At 71.9% G+C, this 14,357-nt stretch carries 13 protein-coding genes; 5 read left to right on the top strand and 8 right to left on the bottom strand.

All coding sequences use genetic code 11. The annotated features are described in order from the left end of the window. Positions 1–240 precede the first annotated feature (240 nt). Together AB0B28_RS22060 and AB0B28_RS22055 are read left to right on the top strand one after the other, a co-directional pair. Positions 241–879, top strand: coding sequence for a TetR/AcrR family transcriptional regulator (locus tag AB0B28_RS22060; protein ID WP_360124693.1), 639 nt, complete (start codon positions 241–243; stop codon positions 877–879). Between the two features lie 51 nt (positions 880–930). After that, positions 931–3,426, top strand: a complete 2,496-nt coding sequence (locus tag AB0B28_RS22055) for an MMPL family transporter (RefSeq protein WP_360124690.1) — start codon at positions 931–933, stop codon at positions 3,424–3,426. A 48-nt stretch (positions 3,427–3,474) separates the two neighbouring features. On the opposite strand, the gene AB0B28_RS22050 is transcribed toward AB0B28_RS22055, so the two are convergent. Next, positions 3,475–4,065, bottom strand: coding sequence for a TIGR03086 family metal-binding protein (locus tag AB0B28_RS22050; RefSeq protein WP_360124687.1), 591 nt, complete (start codon positions 4,063–4,065; stop codon positions 3,475–3,477). Between the two features lie 143 nt (positions 4,066–4,208). On the opposite strand from AB0B28_RS22050, the gene AB0B28_RS22045 reads away from it, so the two are divergent. Beyond that, positions 4,209–4,622: a hemerythrin domain-containing protein gene (locus tag AB0B28_RS22045; protein WP_360124684.1), complete on the top strand. Its 414-nt coding sequence runs from the start codon at positions 4,209–4,211 to the stop codon at positions 4,620–4,622. On the opposite strand, the gene AB0B28_RS22040 is transcribed toward AB0B28_RS22045, so the two are convergent. Next, positions 4,578–5,447, bottom strand: a complete 870-nt coding sequence (locus AB0B28_RS22040) for a helix-turn-helix transcriptional regulator (protein WP_360124681.1) — start codon at positions 5,445–5,447, stop codon at positions 4,578–4,580. The two genes, AB0B28_RS22045 and AB0B28_RS22040, sit on opposite strands and share 45 nt — an antisense overlap. 110 nt (positions 5,448–5,557) lie before the next feature. Between AB0B28_RS22040 and AB0B28_RS22035 the strand changes: the two genes are divergently transcribed. After that, positions 5,558–6,316, top strand: a complete 759-nt coding sequence (locus AB0B28_RS22035; protein WP_360124678.1) for an SDR family NAD(P)-dependent oxidoreductase — start codon at positions 5,558–5,560, stop codon at positions 6,314–6,316. Here the strand turns inward: AB0B28_RS22035 and AB0B28_RS22030 are convergent. From AB0B28_RS22030 to AB0B28_RS22005, 6 genes are all read right to left on the bottom strand, one after another. After that, positions 6,313–7,110, bottom strand: coding sequence for an inositol monophosphatase family protein (locus tag AB0B28_RS22030; protein WP_360124675.1), 798 nt, complete (start codon positions 7,108–7,110; stop codon positions 6,313–6,315). The genes AB0B28_RS22035 and AB0B28_RS22030 overlap by 4 nt on opposite strands. Positions 7,111–7,119: 9 nt before the next feature. Next, entirely contained in the window at positions 7,120–7,500 is a 381-nt protein-coding gene (locus tag AB0B28_RS22025) for a VOC family protein (RefSeq protein WP_360124672.1), read from the bottom strand. A 51-nt stretch (positions 7,501–7,551) separates the two neighbouring features. Beyond that, positions 7,552–8,766, bottom strand: a complete 1,215-nt coding sequence (locus tag AB0B28_RS22020; protein ID WP_360124669.1) for a CHAT domain-containing protein — start codon at positions 8,764–8,766, stop codon at positions 7,552–7,554. Beyond that, entirely contained in the window at positions 8,760–10,397 is a 1,638-nt protein-coding gene (locus AB0B28_RS22015) for a hypothetical protein (protein WP_360124666.1), read from the bottom strand. The genes AB0B28_RS22020 and AB0B28_RS22015 overlap by 7 nt, the downstream gene beginning before the upstream one ends. Next, on the bottom strand, positions 10,394–11,431 hold the full coding sequence (locus AB0B28_RS22010) for a hypothetical protein (RefSeq protein WP_360124663.1): 1,038 nt from the start codon (positions 11,429–11,431) through the stop codon (positions 10,394–10,396). The genes AB0B28_RS22015 and AB0B28_RS22010 overlap by 4 nt, the downstream gene beginning before the upstream one ends. A 667-nt stretch (positions 11,432–12,098) precedes the next feature. Then, on the bottom strand, positions 12,099–13,361 hold the full coding sequence (locus tag AB0B28_RS22005; RefSeq protein WP_360124660.1) for a hypothetical protein: 1,263 nt from the start codon (positions 13,359–13,361) through the stop codon (positions 12,099–12,101). Positions 13,362–13,470: 109 nt separating this feature from the next. On the opposite strand from AB0B28_RS22005, the gene AB0B28_RS22000 reads away from it, so the two are divergent. Next, a complete protein-coding gene (locus AB0B28_RS22000) occupies positions 13,471–14,262 on the top strand; it encodes a hypothetical protein (RefSeq protein WP_360124657.1) in 792 nt (263 codons plus the stop codon). Positions 14,263–14,357 lie beyond the last annotated feature (95 nt).

Here is a 14,357-nt window from a genome sequence, read left to right as displayed (position 1 = left end):
CGCCCGGCTCACCGCGCGGGTCTACTGGCCTGGGCCCGCGCGGGCGTGTCCGGCGGGGCGATGCGCAGAATGCGCATCGCCCCGCCGCCGTCACACGCCGCCGTCACACGCCGCCGTCACACGCCGCCGTCACACGCCGCCGTCACACGCCGCCGTCACACGCCGCCGTCATGTTCTGTGGGGAGGCCCACAACGTGAAAACGATGCACTGAGTGCATCGTTGCATCTAGTGTAGTCGGCATGGCAGCGACATCCGATCCCGTCGATCGCCGCGCCGCGCTGAAGGCCAAGAGCCGCAAGGCGATCCTCGATGCGGCCGCGGGGCTGATGCGTGCCCGGAGGAGCGCCGACTTCTCCGTGGACGACCTCGCCGCCGCCGCGGACGTGTCGCGGCGGACCGTCTTCAACCACTTCGCGTCGCTCGAAGACATCGTCACGGCCGTCGCGGGGGAGATGCTCGCCGACGTCCTCGACCACATGGAAGCCCAGGCCACGAGCGCTGAGCCCGAGACCGTGCTCGGGGACCTCGTGGCCATCGCGTCCGGGGTGCATCTGGTGCCCACCATCGCCTATCTCGTGGCGATCTTCGGGCTCGACGAGCATGACGACACCCGCCGCGCCGTGCTCATGCAGCGCGCCTTCCACCTGTTCACGAACCGCATGTCCGCCTCGATCGCCACCCGCCACCCCGAGGCCGAGCCGCTCGCCGTCGAGCTGCTCACCGCCGCGTTCTGCGGCGGGCTCCTCGGGCTCGTCGACCGTTGGATCGCGGCCACCGGCGCCGAAGACTCCCCGGAGTCGCGCCGGGCCTGGGACGATCTGCTCGCCGACCTCACCGCCGTACTGCGCGAACCCGCAACGCGAGAACCGGGCGCATAGCCGCCCCCGGGACACCACCGAGACCGGAAACCACGACACCTGGAGACCACATTGGCAGAGTTCCTGTACCGCGTCGGGCGCTCCTGCGCCCGGCGGGCCAAGACCGTCATCGCCGCCTGGATCGCGATACTCGCGCTCGCGGGCGTCGCGTACGTCCTCTTCGGAGGCACGATCGCGAGCACCCTGTCCATCCCCGGGACCCCCACCGAGGAGGTCACCGACCACCTCGCCGAGTCGCTCCCCGAGGCCTCCGGCGGCACCGGCCAGATCGTACTGAGCACTGAGGACGGTTCCGCGTTCACCGAGGCGCAGCAGGCCGACATCGCCGCGCTCATCGCCGAAGCGGGCGAGGTCGACGGCGTCGAAGCCGTGGTCGACCCGTTCGCCACCGAGGCGCAGCGCGACGACCAGCAGGCCCAGATCGACGCGGGCCGCACCGAGATCGAGGCCGCCCAGGCCCAGCTCGACGCCGGGAAGGCCGAACTCGACGCCGCGCGAGGGGAACTCGAGGCCGCCCAAGCGCAGCTCGACGCCGCCCGCGCCCAGGCCGAAGGGAACGCCGAAGCGCTGGCGGCGCTCGACGCCCAGCAGACCGAACTCGACGGCGGATTCGCCGAACTCGAAGCCCAGCAGGCCGCCCTCGACTCCGGCGCAGCCGATCTCGCCACCCAGGCCGCCGCGATGGAGCAGGGCGCGACCTTGCTCGCCCTCGCCGCCGACGCCGCCGTGGTCTCCTCCGACGGCAGCGCCGCCATCGTCACCGTGGCCTTCGAGGACTCCCAGATGGAGGTCACCCCCGAGACCAAGCGCGCCGTGATCGACGTGTTCGAGGACTCCCCTGTGGACGGTGTGAACGCCGACTTCTCCTCCGAGATGCAGGACTCCGTGCCACAGATCGCGGGCGTCAGCGAAGTGATCGGCCTCGTCGTCGCGGGCATCGTCCTGGTCCTCATGCTCGGCACCTTCGTGGGCGCGGCCCTGCCGCTCGTCACCGCGCTCGTCGGCGTCGGCGTGGGCGCGATGGCCACCATGTCGCTTTCGGGCCTGGTCGAGATGACCTCGGTGACCCCGATCCTCGGCGTCATGCTCGGCCTCGCTGTGGGCATCGACTACTCACTGTTCATCGTCAACCGCCACCGCCGCCAGCTCAAAGAGGGCTACGACGTGGACGAGTCGATCGCCCTCGCCACCGGCACCTCCGGCAACGCCGTGGTCTTCGCGGGCGCGACCGTGCTCATCGCCCTGGTCGCGCTCAACATCACCGGCATCCCGTTCCTGGGCCTCATGGGCTCGATCGGCGCGTTCTGCATCCTGTGCGCCGTGCTCATCGCCGTGACCTTCACGCCCGCGCTGCTGCGCCTGACCGGCATGAAGATCCTCTCCAAGCGCGAACGCGCCGCCCGCGACGCGCACGAGACCGCGAAGCGCCCCGACCTCAAGCCCATGCACACCGGCCGCGCGGTCCTGCGCGTCCTCGTCGGCGTCGGCGCGCTCCTCGCGGTCGCCCTGCCCGCCATGGACATGCGCCTCAACCTGCCCGACGGGTCCTCCGAGCAGCACGACACCACCCAGTACCGCGCCTACGCCACGGTCGCCGAACGCTTCGGCGAAGGCCAGAACGGCTCACTGCTGGTCGTGGCCGACCTGCCCGGCAGCCCCGACGAGGCCGCCGCGATGGCGGCCCAGGTCGCCGTCGCCGAGGCGGTGTCCGAAGAGGACGACGTGGTCGCGGTGGCCCCCATCGGGATCTCCGAGGACAACGCCACCCTCGCCTTCCAGGTGATCCCCGCCGAAGGGCCCACCAGCGAGTCCACACAGGATCTCGTCCACACGCTGCGCGACCTCACCGTCGACGGCGTGGACGACATCGGCGTCGCCGGCTCGGCCAGCGGCAACATCGACATCTCCGAAATCCTCGCCGACGCCCTGCCGATCTACCTCGCCGTCGTCGTCGGCCTGTCGCTGATCATCCTCATCCTGGTGTTCCGCTCGATCCTGGTCCCGGTCCTGGCGACCCTCGGGTTCATCCTCAGCTACTTCGCCGCCCTCGGCGGCGTCGTCGCGATCTACCAGTGGGGTTGGCTCGCAGACGTGTTCGGCGTCGACACGCCCGGCCCGATCCTGAACTTCCTGCCGACCATCCTGGTGGGCATCCTGTTCGGGCTCGCCATGGACTACATGCTGTTCATCGGCTCAGGGATCCGCGAGTCCTACGCCCACGGCGTGCCCGCGCGCCTCGCGGTCGTCCAAGGCGTCAGGGCAGGCCGCGCGGTCGTCACCGCCGCGGCGATCATCATGATGGCCGTGTTCGGCGGGTTCATCTTCTCCCACTCGACGATGATCCGCCCGATCGGCTTCGCGCTGGCCTTCGGCGTCCTGGTCGACGCGTTCCTGGTGCGGATGCTCATCATCCCCGCGCTCATGCACCTGGTCGGCGACAAGGCCTGGTGGCTGCCGAAGTGGCTCGACCGCATCCTGCCCGATGTGGACGTCGAGGGCGCGGCCTTGGAGCGCCGCCACCCGCACGCCGAGGCGAAGCAAGACTAGCCATTGAGGACCGAGAGCCCCGTCTCGCGAGACGGGGCTCTCGTCATGTCAAGGGCGCCAAGAAGGGTCGCGGCCGAGCACCGCCAGCAGCACCTCCAGCGGCCCCGAATCCGGGATCGCGGGCACCGCCGCCGCGAACGGCGCGTACGGGCCGTTGCGGCTCGGCCCGTCCAGCGGCACGTCGAACGCGAGCGGCACGACCGCTTCCAGCAGTTCAGGATCGAACTCCACCCGGTGCCCGATCGCGACACCCAGGTCCCACGCGTGGACCACGTAGTCGATGAAGTGGTACCCCAGCGCGGTCGCCCCCGGCACTCGGACCTCCCGGTCCAGGCCCGCCAGCAGCGACCACGTCCGGTCAAGGGCCCCTTCGGCGTTGAACGCGGCCACGACCTCGTTGGCCGAGGCCGTGAAGTCGCCCGCGACCACCGGCAGCTCGGCCCAGGTCGCCGGGTCGAAGGCCTCGCCGCGCGCCGCGGCCGCGAAACCCCGGTTCTGCCCGGTCATGTGCGCCAGCAGCGCGCCGACATCCCAAGCCTCGCAAGGGGTCGCAAGACCGAGCTGACCGGGTTCGACCAGATCGACGATCGAGGCGGCGTACGTCATCGTGCGCCTGTGGAACGAGAGGAGATCCGTCATGACCCGGATCATAGGCCGCGGCGGCCCGCAACGGTAACATCGCGCTCGGCGTCCTCCCGGCGGGCGGGCGCCGTACCGCTAAGGAGTCCGCCATAACCTCAGAGACCGACCGCCTGGTCGCTTTCAGCACCCAACTCAGATCCGTGCACCAACGCCTCCGCAGAGCCCTCGACCTCGCCAGACGCTCCGTCGACGGCGAATTCGAAGGCACCGCCGACCTCCTGGTGTTCTGCCGGGGCTTCTGCTCCGCGCTCAGCGGCCACCACCGCAGCGAAGACGGCGGCCTGTTCCCGCAGATCACCGCCGAACACCCAGAGCTGGCCCCGGTCATCGCGAAACTCATGACCGACCACAACATGCTCGAACACCTCATCGGCCGCCTGGTCGCCGCGATGGACGAGGGCGCCGACGCCGACACCCTCCACGACCACCTCGACGGCATCGGGGCGATCATGGAGACCCACTTCGGTTACGAGGAACGGCAACTGCTCACCGTCCTCGACGCGCTGGCCCTAGAAGGCCCCGCGACCGCCCTCCTCGGCGACCTCGCCGACTGACGAAGCGCCGACGACGCCGAGGAGCGCGAGCTTCTCGGCGGCCTCGGTGCGCGGCGGCGCGGTGAAGACCAGCAGGCACTGCGACTGGTCCTCGGTGAACAGGGCCTGGCAGTCGAGCTCGATCTCCCCGATCTGCGGCTGGACGATCGTCTTGTGGTCGGCGAAGCGCTTGACGACCTCGTGGCGCTCCCACAGGTCCCTGAACTCGTCCGACTCCTTCGTCAGGGCCCGCACCAGCTCCCCGGCCCTGGACGAGGGGCCCATCGCGCCGAAGACCACCCGCAGGCCCGACACGAGCGCCCTGCCCTGCCGGTCGCGGTGCTCGGGCGTGTAGACCAGCCGGTCGGCGGGATTGGTGAACCACCGGTACACCTCGTACCGGCGCAGGCCCGTGAACCCGGTGCGCCGCCCCAGCAGCGCCTCGGCCAACCGGTTCTGCACCAGCGTCTCGCCCAGGTTCGACAGGATCAGCGCGGGCGTGTCGTCGAGGCGGTCGAGCACCCGCAGCAGCGCGGGCGCGACGTGCTCGGCGGCCGTGACCGCCTGCGGCACCCCGTGCCCGGCCGTGCGGAACAGGTAGTCCCGCTCGTCGTCGCTCAGCCGCAGCGCACGGGCCAGCGAGGTCAGCATCTGCACGCTCGGCTGCGGGCCCCGCTGCTGCTCAAGCCGGGTGTAGTAGTCGGTCGACATCGCCGCCAGGGACGCGACCTCCTCGCGCCGCAGCCCCGGCGCGCGCCGCCGCACCCCCGGCGGCAGGCCCAGGTCCCCGGGCTGGAGGTCCTCGCGGCGGCGGCGCAGGAACTCGGCCAGTGCTTTGCGGTCCATCCCCCAAGTATCGTGCGCCGGGCCCGCCGCGGCGACTCGCAACGGGGGATCGGCGATCCCCCGATAACCGAACTCTGCCGCGCGGTGCCGGAGGCGAGCAGGATCGAGGCATGGACATTTCAGGGAACACCATCTTCATCCCCGGCTCCACGAGCGGGATCGGCCTGGCGCTGGCGGTCGAGCTCCAGGCCGCGGGCAACACCGTCATCGTCGGCGGCAGGCGCACTGAGCTGCTCGAACGCATCGCCGCCGAGCACCCGGGCCTCGACACGGTGCAGATCGACACGGCCGACGCGGCGAGCGTGGAGGCCGCCGCGAAGGACGTGCTCGCCCGCCACCCCGACCTGAACGTGCTCGTCACGATGGCCGGGATCATGATCGCCGAGGACTGGACCCGCCCCGCGGGCTTCCTGGAGTCGGCCACCGCCACGGTCACCACGAACGTGCTCGGCCCGATCCGCCTCATCGCCGCGTTCATCGAGCACTTGCAAACCCGGTCGGACGCGACGATCATGACCGTCTCTTCAGGACTGGCCTTCACGCCCTTGAAGGTCACGCCCAGCTACAACGCCTCGAAGGCCGCGATCCACATGCTCAGCGAATCGCTCCGGCTCCAACTCGCGGGCACCTCGGTCAAGGTCATGGAGCTCGAACCCCCGGCGGTGCGCACCGCCCTCATGCCCGGCCACGAGGACAACGCGATGGCGATGCCGTTGGAGGACTTCATCTCCGAAGTCATGGGCCTCCTCGCCTCCCAACCCGACGCCGCCGAGATCCAAGTCGAACGCGTCAAATTCCTCCGCTACGGCGAAGCCCGAGGCGACTACCCGCAGGTGGTGGCCATGCTCAACCAGACCGACCCCCACTAAGGGCGCGTTCGGATCATGGCCAGCAGTGCCGCGTGAGTGTCGGTGTCGGCGGCCGCGATCAGCCCGGAGGCCATTGAGGACAGTGGCTCGCCGCGCAGGTCGGTGACGACGCATCCGGCCGCCTGGCACAGGGCGACAGCCCCAGTGAAGTGCACGTTGTCGGCCATGGGTCCGTCGGTGACGTAGGCGGCGCGCCTCCCGGCGGCCACCCAGGCCACCGCCAGCGTCGAGGAGACGACCCGGGGCCTGAACCGGGCGGCGAAGGCGGGGTCGGCGAGCAGCCCGGCCCCGCTGAAGCCGGGCACGGTGCGGTACTCGCAGTCCAGGTTCACGTCCACGAGCGCGGTCCGGGCCGAGGGATGCAGCGGTGCGTCGACACCGCCGCGGCGGACCATGGCCCGCCTGCCGTCGGTCCAGAAGACCTCTCCGGTCGCCGGGTCGGCCGAGGCGGCGACGGTGATGCCCGTCGGCTCGCGCAAGGCGACGTTGACGGCCGCCAGCAGGTGCCCGGCGGCGTAGTTCAAGGTGCCGCACAGCGGATCGACCAGCCACATCCGGTCGCCTCCGGCCTCCCCGGTCCGGCCGCTCTCCTCGCCGGTCACCGCGTCGAGGGGGCGGGCGGCCCGCAAGACCGCCAGTATCGCCGCTTCGGCCTTCAGGTCGGCGTCGGTGGCGAAGTCGCCGGGAGCCTTCGCGTACTGCTCCAGCGGCCCTGCGAACATCTCGCGCACCACCTCGGCTCCCGCCTCGGCCGCGGCCACCGCCAATGCCGCGTCGCTAGCGATGTCTGCCATGTCGTCTCTTTAGGACCAGTCGGCGCCCTTGTTGCGGCATAGGCAGAACGGGTGGCCGATGGGGTCGGTGTAGACCTGCCAGCCGTAGCCGTCCTCGCGGATGAACTCCTGTTGGAGGGTGGCGCCGAGGGCGATGACGCGGTCTTGCTCGGGGGCGAACTCGGTGACTTCGAAGTCGAGGTGGTACTGCTTGGGGTGTTCGCCCGAGGGCCAGGTGGGGGCCTGGTAGTCGTCCACGCGCTGGAACGCGAGTTCGACTTCGCCGTAGTCGATGCCGGCCCAGTGCTCGTCGCTGGTGGGTGTGAGCTCGCGGCCGACGACGGCGGCGTAGAACGCGGCCAGCTTCATCGTGTCGGGGCAGTCGATGATGAAGTCGGTGAGTTTCAGCATCAGCCGATGATGCCACGGCTTCGAGCCGCGCCGAAACGGATATGCGGGTATCTATCCGAAGGCGGTGGCGAAGGCCGCCCAGACCGCCGGGGAGTCTTCGAGGCGGCCCTCGGTCTCCCAGCGGTGGGCCTTGTCGCGCTGCCAGGCGTTGAGCACGGCGACCGGGTCGGGCGCGTCGTGGGCCTCGCTCACGGCGATCACGGCCTCGGGAATCGCGGTCGTGTCTTCGGTTGCGCCGTGGGCGAAGCGGCGCAGGCCCGCGTCGGTGGGGAGTGTCCAGCGCGTCGAGGTCACGTACTGCGCGCCGCCGTGGATCGCGGCCGCCACGAGGCCGATCGGCTCGGCGAAGCGGGCCTCGCCGCCGGACTCGCACGCGATGAACGCGACCCGGTTCGGCATGCGCCAGCCCGAATTCGCGCCGGGCCGGTGGCCGAGCACCAGATCGGCGGCGGTGAGCGGCCGGTGCCCGGCGATGGCGGCGGCGCGGCCGGTCGTGGTCGGGCCGCAGCACAGGTGCAGGCGCGCGTCGAGGCCGTTCTGCGCGGTCGTCACGTGCCCGACGTAGAGCAGCCGCGCGGCCCCGGCCAGGAGCGCCTCGACGGTGTCGCGCGTGAGGTCGGTGCGCCGGAACGCTTGGCCCGCAGGGGCTATGCGGTCGCCGAGCTTCGCGACCAGCGCCGCGAGCGGCGTGTCCGGGTCGATTTGGCCCAGGACCGAGCCGAGTTCGGCGGTGCGCGGGCCGGGTACGCGCGGGTCGAGGATCGCGACGACCGGGCCGTCCGGGTCCCAGGCCGCGACGCGGCGCTCGGGGGCGTTGCGGACGGTCGCGGGCGGGAGCACCGAGACGTCGGCGTTGGTGACGAACCGCTCGCCTTCATCCACTCGTATTGCCTCCCAAGGGACTTGGGCGGTGGACGGGGAGGCCTGGATGCGCACGTGCGGGCGCAGGCCCTGTTCGAGGAGCGCGTTGAGCTCCATCGCCAACTGGTAGGGCACGAGGGCGCGGGCGAGCAGGCTGCTCAGCTCGATCTCGCGTGCGCGATCGGTCAAGGGCCCGTTGGTGAGTGAGCGCTCCACGGCCTGGTCGACGCTCTCGCCGGGCAGCGGCGTGGGGAGCGCGGCGGCGAGTTCGCCGAGGGCGGGGAGCACGGATTCGGCCGGGACCAGGATGTTCTGGATCGCGCCGAGCTCGTGCTCCCAGCGCCACGAGTAGTAGAGGCCGTCGCCGTCGACGATCTTGAGCTGGACGGTCGGGCGATTCACCATGCGTCGATCACCTCGTTCGAGCGGATCGGGAACCCGTAGCGGCGCTCGGTCTCCACGATCCACGGCTCCAATTGGGACGGACGGTTCGGGTTGACGCGCAGCCGGGGCGGGAGCGCGAATTGCGCGGCTGGGAAGTCTCCGGAGGCCCCGGCGACGAGTGCCGAAGCGGTGTAAGGGAGCTCGGCGAAATCCTCGGGTGGTGCCAGGGCCAGCGGATCGGGTCCGAGGGCTTCGGTGAGCGGGACGGCCTCGGGCGTGGCGGGCGCGTGGAGCGAGACGGTGGCGCTCATGTGCTCCAGCAGTTCGGAGATGATCGCGCCGTCGCGGAGCGCGGCGGCCAGGCTGAGCGCGTGCGCCATCGCGGGGATCGCGACGGTCGCGGCCCACTGCTCGCGGGCCCGGCCGGGCGCGAACTGGTGCCGGATCGCGTCGGTGGCCAGCGCCGAGGGCAGCGAGAGGTCGAACGCGGCGCGCAGGAGCCGCTGCTGCTCGCTCGCGGTGATGGCGAGCGAGCACCGGGCGGCGACGGCGAAGGACCGGCGCATGTCGATGCGCGCCAAGTGGTATCGGCCGCCGGACGCGGCGTAGGCCTCCCGTGCGGCGAGGTAGGCGGTCTCGGCTTCGTCGAATGAGGACTCGGCGGCGGCGATGTCGCCTTCGAGGGCGAGCGCTTCGGCGAGCATCGCGGTGTGCCCGGCGTTCCGGAGCACCGCTACGGCCGAGGGGAGGAGTTCGCGGGCGGTGGCGATGGCGCCGGTCTGGAACGCGGCGTGGGCGCGGCCGTAGCGGATCTCGGCGGCGCGCAGCGGTTCCTCGCCGTCGTCGAAGGCCCGCTCGGCATCGGCCAGGAGCCGCCCCGCCGCTTCGGGGTCGCCCGCACGCAGGGCCGCGCGGCCCCGGTTGGCCGTGGCGAGCGCGGCGGCGCTCGCCTCGCCTGATGCGGCGTGGACCTGTTCGGCCAGGCGCAGGTACTCCATCGCCGCGCCGTGGTCGTTGAGGGCTTGGGCGATGACCGCGAGATTCGAGTACGGGTAGCCGGTGAGGCGCGGCTCGTGCTCGGTGGCGAGCCGGAGCGTCAGGCGCGCTTCGGTTTCGGCCTCTTCGAGGCGTTCGAGTCCGATGAGGAGCACAGTGCGGGTGTTGTGGAGCATGACGGCGACGATGTGGCTGTCGCCGCCCGGTTCGGACTCGGTGCTGAGGGCCAGGGCGGTGTCGAGGTCGGCGAGCGCGTCGTCCAGGCGCCCGACGAGCTGGAGGGTCTGGGCGCGGTTGATGAGCAGCGAAGCGCGCACGGCGCGGGTGCCGTATCGGTCGCCCGCTTCGGCTTCGGCCCTTTCGCACGCGAGGAGGCCCTCTTCGGTGAGGCGCAGCGCTTCTGTGGCCTCGCCGCGGCCTTCGGCGAGCGCGGCGAGGTTCGCGAGGGCGCGGGCCCGGCCGTCGAGCCCGGCGGCGTCCACATCGGGCACGACGGTGAGTTCGTAGGCCTGGAGCAGCAGTGCGTTGGCCTCGGTGTTGCGGCCTTCGTTGACGAGCCTGGCGGCCCGGTTGTTGAGCTCGCGGAACGGGGCCCAGCGCGGGCCGGTGGTCTCGGCGCCGTGCAGGCCGATCAGGTCGCTGGTGTCCTCGCTCATGCGCGGGCCGCGCGTTCGGTGAGGGAGGCGTCCGGGGCGGTGAGGCGTTCGAGCGCGAAAGTGACGACGGCGGCCTGCCGCTCGGCCGCGTCTGGGTCGGGCGCGGCGGGGACGGCGAAGTCCGGTGCGAACACGACGAGGGTCCTTTCGGCGGCGGGGAGCATCATGAACCCTTGGGGCGCTTCGATTTCGCCGGTGAACGCACTCGACGGCGGGTCGAAGCGCAAGGGAATGTCGGCTCCGGCGATCCGCGCGGTCAGGGCGAGTGGCGGGGGTTCGGGTGCGGCGGGGACGCTGACGGTGAGCGTGAGGGTGCCGGTCTGGGTGACGCTCCAGGCGGCGTCGGCCGAGGCGTCCACGAGGCCTTGCGGCACAAGCGCCCAGTCCAATGGGGAGGTTCCCGAGGCGAGCGTGAGCCCCGAGGTCTCGCCGCCGCCCGCGGCGAGCGCCCAGCCCTCGGGTCGGACCGCGGGTTCGCGGCGCAGCTCGAGACCGTGGTCCTCGGCGAGGTCATCGAGGACTTCGGCGAGCGCACGGGCCTCGGTACCGAGGTCGGCGTCGGTGGTCAACAGGCCGAGCGCGACGAGATTGGCCTGCGCGAGGGCGCGCTCGACGGCGTGCTCGTCTTCGAGCAGGTGCTCGACGGCGGCGGTCCGCCACGCGATCTCGGCACGGAGAATCCCGGCCGGAAGGGCCGGGACGCCTGCCCAGTAGGAGGAGGGCCACCAGGCCGAGGCCCAATGCAGGTGAGCGAGGGCGCGGAGGGAGTCGAGCCCGGGGGAGGAGGCTTCGGTGTCGACGGAGATTGCTCCATTGAGGATCGAGGCGGCGGCATTGGGACCGTACAACTCCCAGAGCCACGCGCTCGCAAGAGCGAGATCGTGAATCTCCGCAGCGGGGTGTGCCTCAGGCGAGAGAACGTCCCAGAACAGCAGGGCCCCAAGGCCTTCGACGAGCGCGGTCCGCTCGGGATGGTCAGGCCGGGACCCGACTGCGATGACGGTGCCGCTCCGAGCGACCGAGAAGCGGGTCATGACTGGCTCCACGCGGATGAGCGGCGCAGGGCGGTGACTCGGCGGTCGCGAACCGCCGCGCCACACGCGGCGCGGGGTTCATGACGGGAGCGGGCCGGGGCGATGCGGCCTCGGGCAGAGCGAGCGCCGGTCGGCTCCGCGGCGGCCTGAGGCGCGCTGGATCGGCTCAAACGCAATCCAGCGGGCACACAGCCGGCACCGACGCGCGCGACGCGAATGGTCGCGAGGCGTGTGATGATCGGTTTCGCTGCGGCCATAGTTGCACCCGAACTTGGCGAATGCGGCCCAGCGGACATGTGGCGGGCGCGGGCCGCGGCGGCGCACGCGGCGTGGTCGGTGGTTCGACTGGCTGTCGGTTCCGTTGCGGCGGTGCGCGTTCGGGGACGCAGTGACTGTGATGCAGCGGGTGCGCGGTGGGATCGTGACGCGGCGGCGGTGGGCGTCCAGGCGCGCAGCGACTGTGGTTCAGCGGGCACGTGGCGGGCGCGAGACGCGCTGGCAATGGCGGCTCGGCAAGTGGCGGTCGGCTTTCCCCCGGCCTGGGGCGCGATCGGCGAGTGCGCACCGGCTTGCACACAGCGGGCGCCAGTTGCGACGACGCGGCATGCGGCGCGTTCGCCTGTGCTCAGGCGACCGTGGGCGGTGCCGCACGCGACTCGGTGCGGGATCATGCGCTCGCCCCGTCGCGTTCGAGTTTGCGGCGCAGGCGGTCTCGTTGGTCCATGATCACTGAGCGGAGGACGCCGTCGAGCAGGTCCCACATGCCTTCGGCCGTCGTGGCCTCGCCGCGCAGTTCTCGGCCGTGCAGGCGCGCCCACAGCCGTCGCAGGTACGCGCGCCGGACCCCGCGCACGTCCTCGCGTGTCTCCTCCGACACCTCCGCTGCCGGAAGCCGCAGCACTCGCTGCACGTACGACTCGCGCCGCCAGCGCGCCAGGAGCCGCGCGTTCGCGTCCGTGCCCGGCTCGGTCTGCGCGTCGAGACCGGCGCTGGCGTCTCGGCCGAGGGCCATCGCGACGCGGCCGGTCTCCTCGCCCAGTTGCCACGGCGCGGCCGAGCGGTTGATTTCGGCCACGACCAGAGCCGGGATGTCGGACATCGCCTCGCGCTGGAACACCGCCGTGAACGCCGCGAACAATCGCTCCATGATGGACCTGTCGAACGGTCTCGGGAGCCGCCTCTTCGAGGCCCTGTCGCCGATCTCGGGCCGGGCCGGGCGGTCGCGTTCGGTCAGACCGTATCCGCTCGCCACCCCCGGGGCGTCCAGCTCGACGGCCTCGGCCGTGCCGATTCGCCGCTGCGCCAACGACTTCCACAGCCGCTCGTCCGCCTCGACCGCGCACGTCTCCAAGAACTCCGCCAGGCCCGCGCCCTGGCCTCGGACGGCCGCATCGCCCTCCCGCCGCTCCCACGCCTGCCGCAGCAGGTCGTCCAGCCCGCTCACCTGCTCGGGGTCGGTCACGAAGCGCCGCAACCGGTCCACCGTCACCGAACCGCGCTCCTCGTGGACCTCCGCGACCGCCTCGGCGGCGATCTGGGCCGCGTCCGGGGCGGTCCCCGGGTCGCCGTGGAGGTGCGCGAGCTCGTAGCACCGCTGGAAGTACAGGTCCTGCGGGTGTCCCTCGGTGATCCCCGCTCGGCGCCTGGCCTGCTTGACCATGCGGAACCAGGCCGCGGTCGCCGTGAGGGTCGGGCCCGCGTCCAGGATCGCCCCTCGCAGCGCGTCCACGTGCTCGACGCCGATCACCCCGCCCGCGAACTGCGGGCGCAGGCCCGGGCGCAGCACCAGCGGGTCCAGCAGGAGCTTGACGGTGCGCGCGAGCGGCCTGCCCGAGGCGTTCGACAGGGGCGCGACGCCGTCGCCGAGCTGCGCCCACGCGTCCGCGATGAGCATGCCTCGGGGCACCGCCGCGACATGTGCCTGCACCATGCCGCGAGTGTAATCGGCCTGCCCCGCCCGCGCCCGCCCCGAAACCTGTGACCGGTAGCGCCGGCCTCGGCCCGAGACTCGACCTCGAACCCGACGAAAGGCCCACCTCATGTTCAAGGTCATCAACACCGTCCTCCTCATCGCCGGCCTGATCTGCACCGCGATGTTCGTCCTCACTGGACTCGGCGGCGACAGCCCCGCCGCCTGGGCCAACGGCTGGCTCGTCGGCCCGATCCTGCTCCTGGGGGTCCTCCCGACCACGTTCTCGGTGGGGCGCATGGTCGACGGGCCGCTGCGTCAGCTTCGCGGCCTGAGCCCCAAGGGCTTCGAGGGCGCGCCGATCGCGATGGGCACCGTGGTCTCGGTGAGCCGCACCGGCCTCACCGTCAACGACCAGCCGCAGCTCGACATCCTCCTCGACGTGGACACTATGGACGGACAGTCGTTCCGCGGCACCGCCCGCACCATCGTCGACCTCACCGAGCTCGGCGCCCTGAGCCCCGGCGCGATCCTCCCCGTCCGCTACCGCCCCGGCAGCGCCGACGGCCGGGTCGCGATCGCCGCCGACGCGCCGCAGGCCGAGATGCAGGCCGCGCTCGACCGCGTGCGCGTCGCCAAGGGCCTGGTCACGCCCCGTCAGCTCCAGATCGCCGAGCAGGGCACCGAGGCGCGGGCCGTGGTGCTCGCGATCAGCCCCACCGGCGAGCTGCGCGGCGACCGCGCGGTCATGGACCTCAAGCTCCGCGTCACCCGCCCCGACGGGTCGGTCTTCGATCTCGACCAGCAGAAGCCCATCGACGCCAGCGCGATCCCGCAGTTGCAGCCGGGCATGGTCGTGCGCGTCCGGTACCTGCCGCACGACGAGTCAGAGGCGGTCGTCCTCACCTCGTTGAACCCGTAGGCCCGCAGGCCCGCAGGCCCGCAGGTCGTTCGCGAGAGCGTTCGCGAACGCTCTCGCGAACGCGTGCTCCGGCGCGCGGGGTCGCCGCACCGGCC

The sequence above is a fragment of the Glycomyces sp. NPDC046736 genome (genome assembly GCF_040645615.1).
GTDB lineage: Bacteria > Actinomycetota > Actinomycetes > Mycobacteriales > Micromonosporaceae > Glycomyces.
This window is presented reverse-complemented; position numbering and strand designations above follow the sequence as displayed.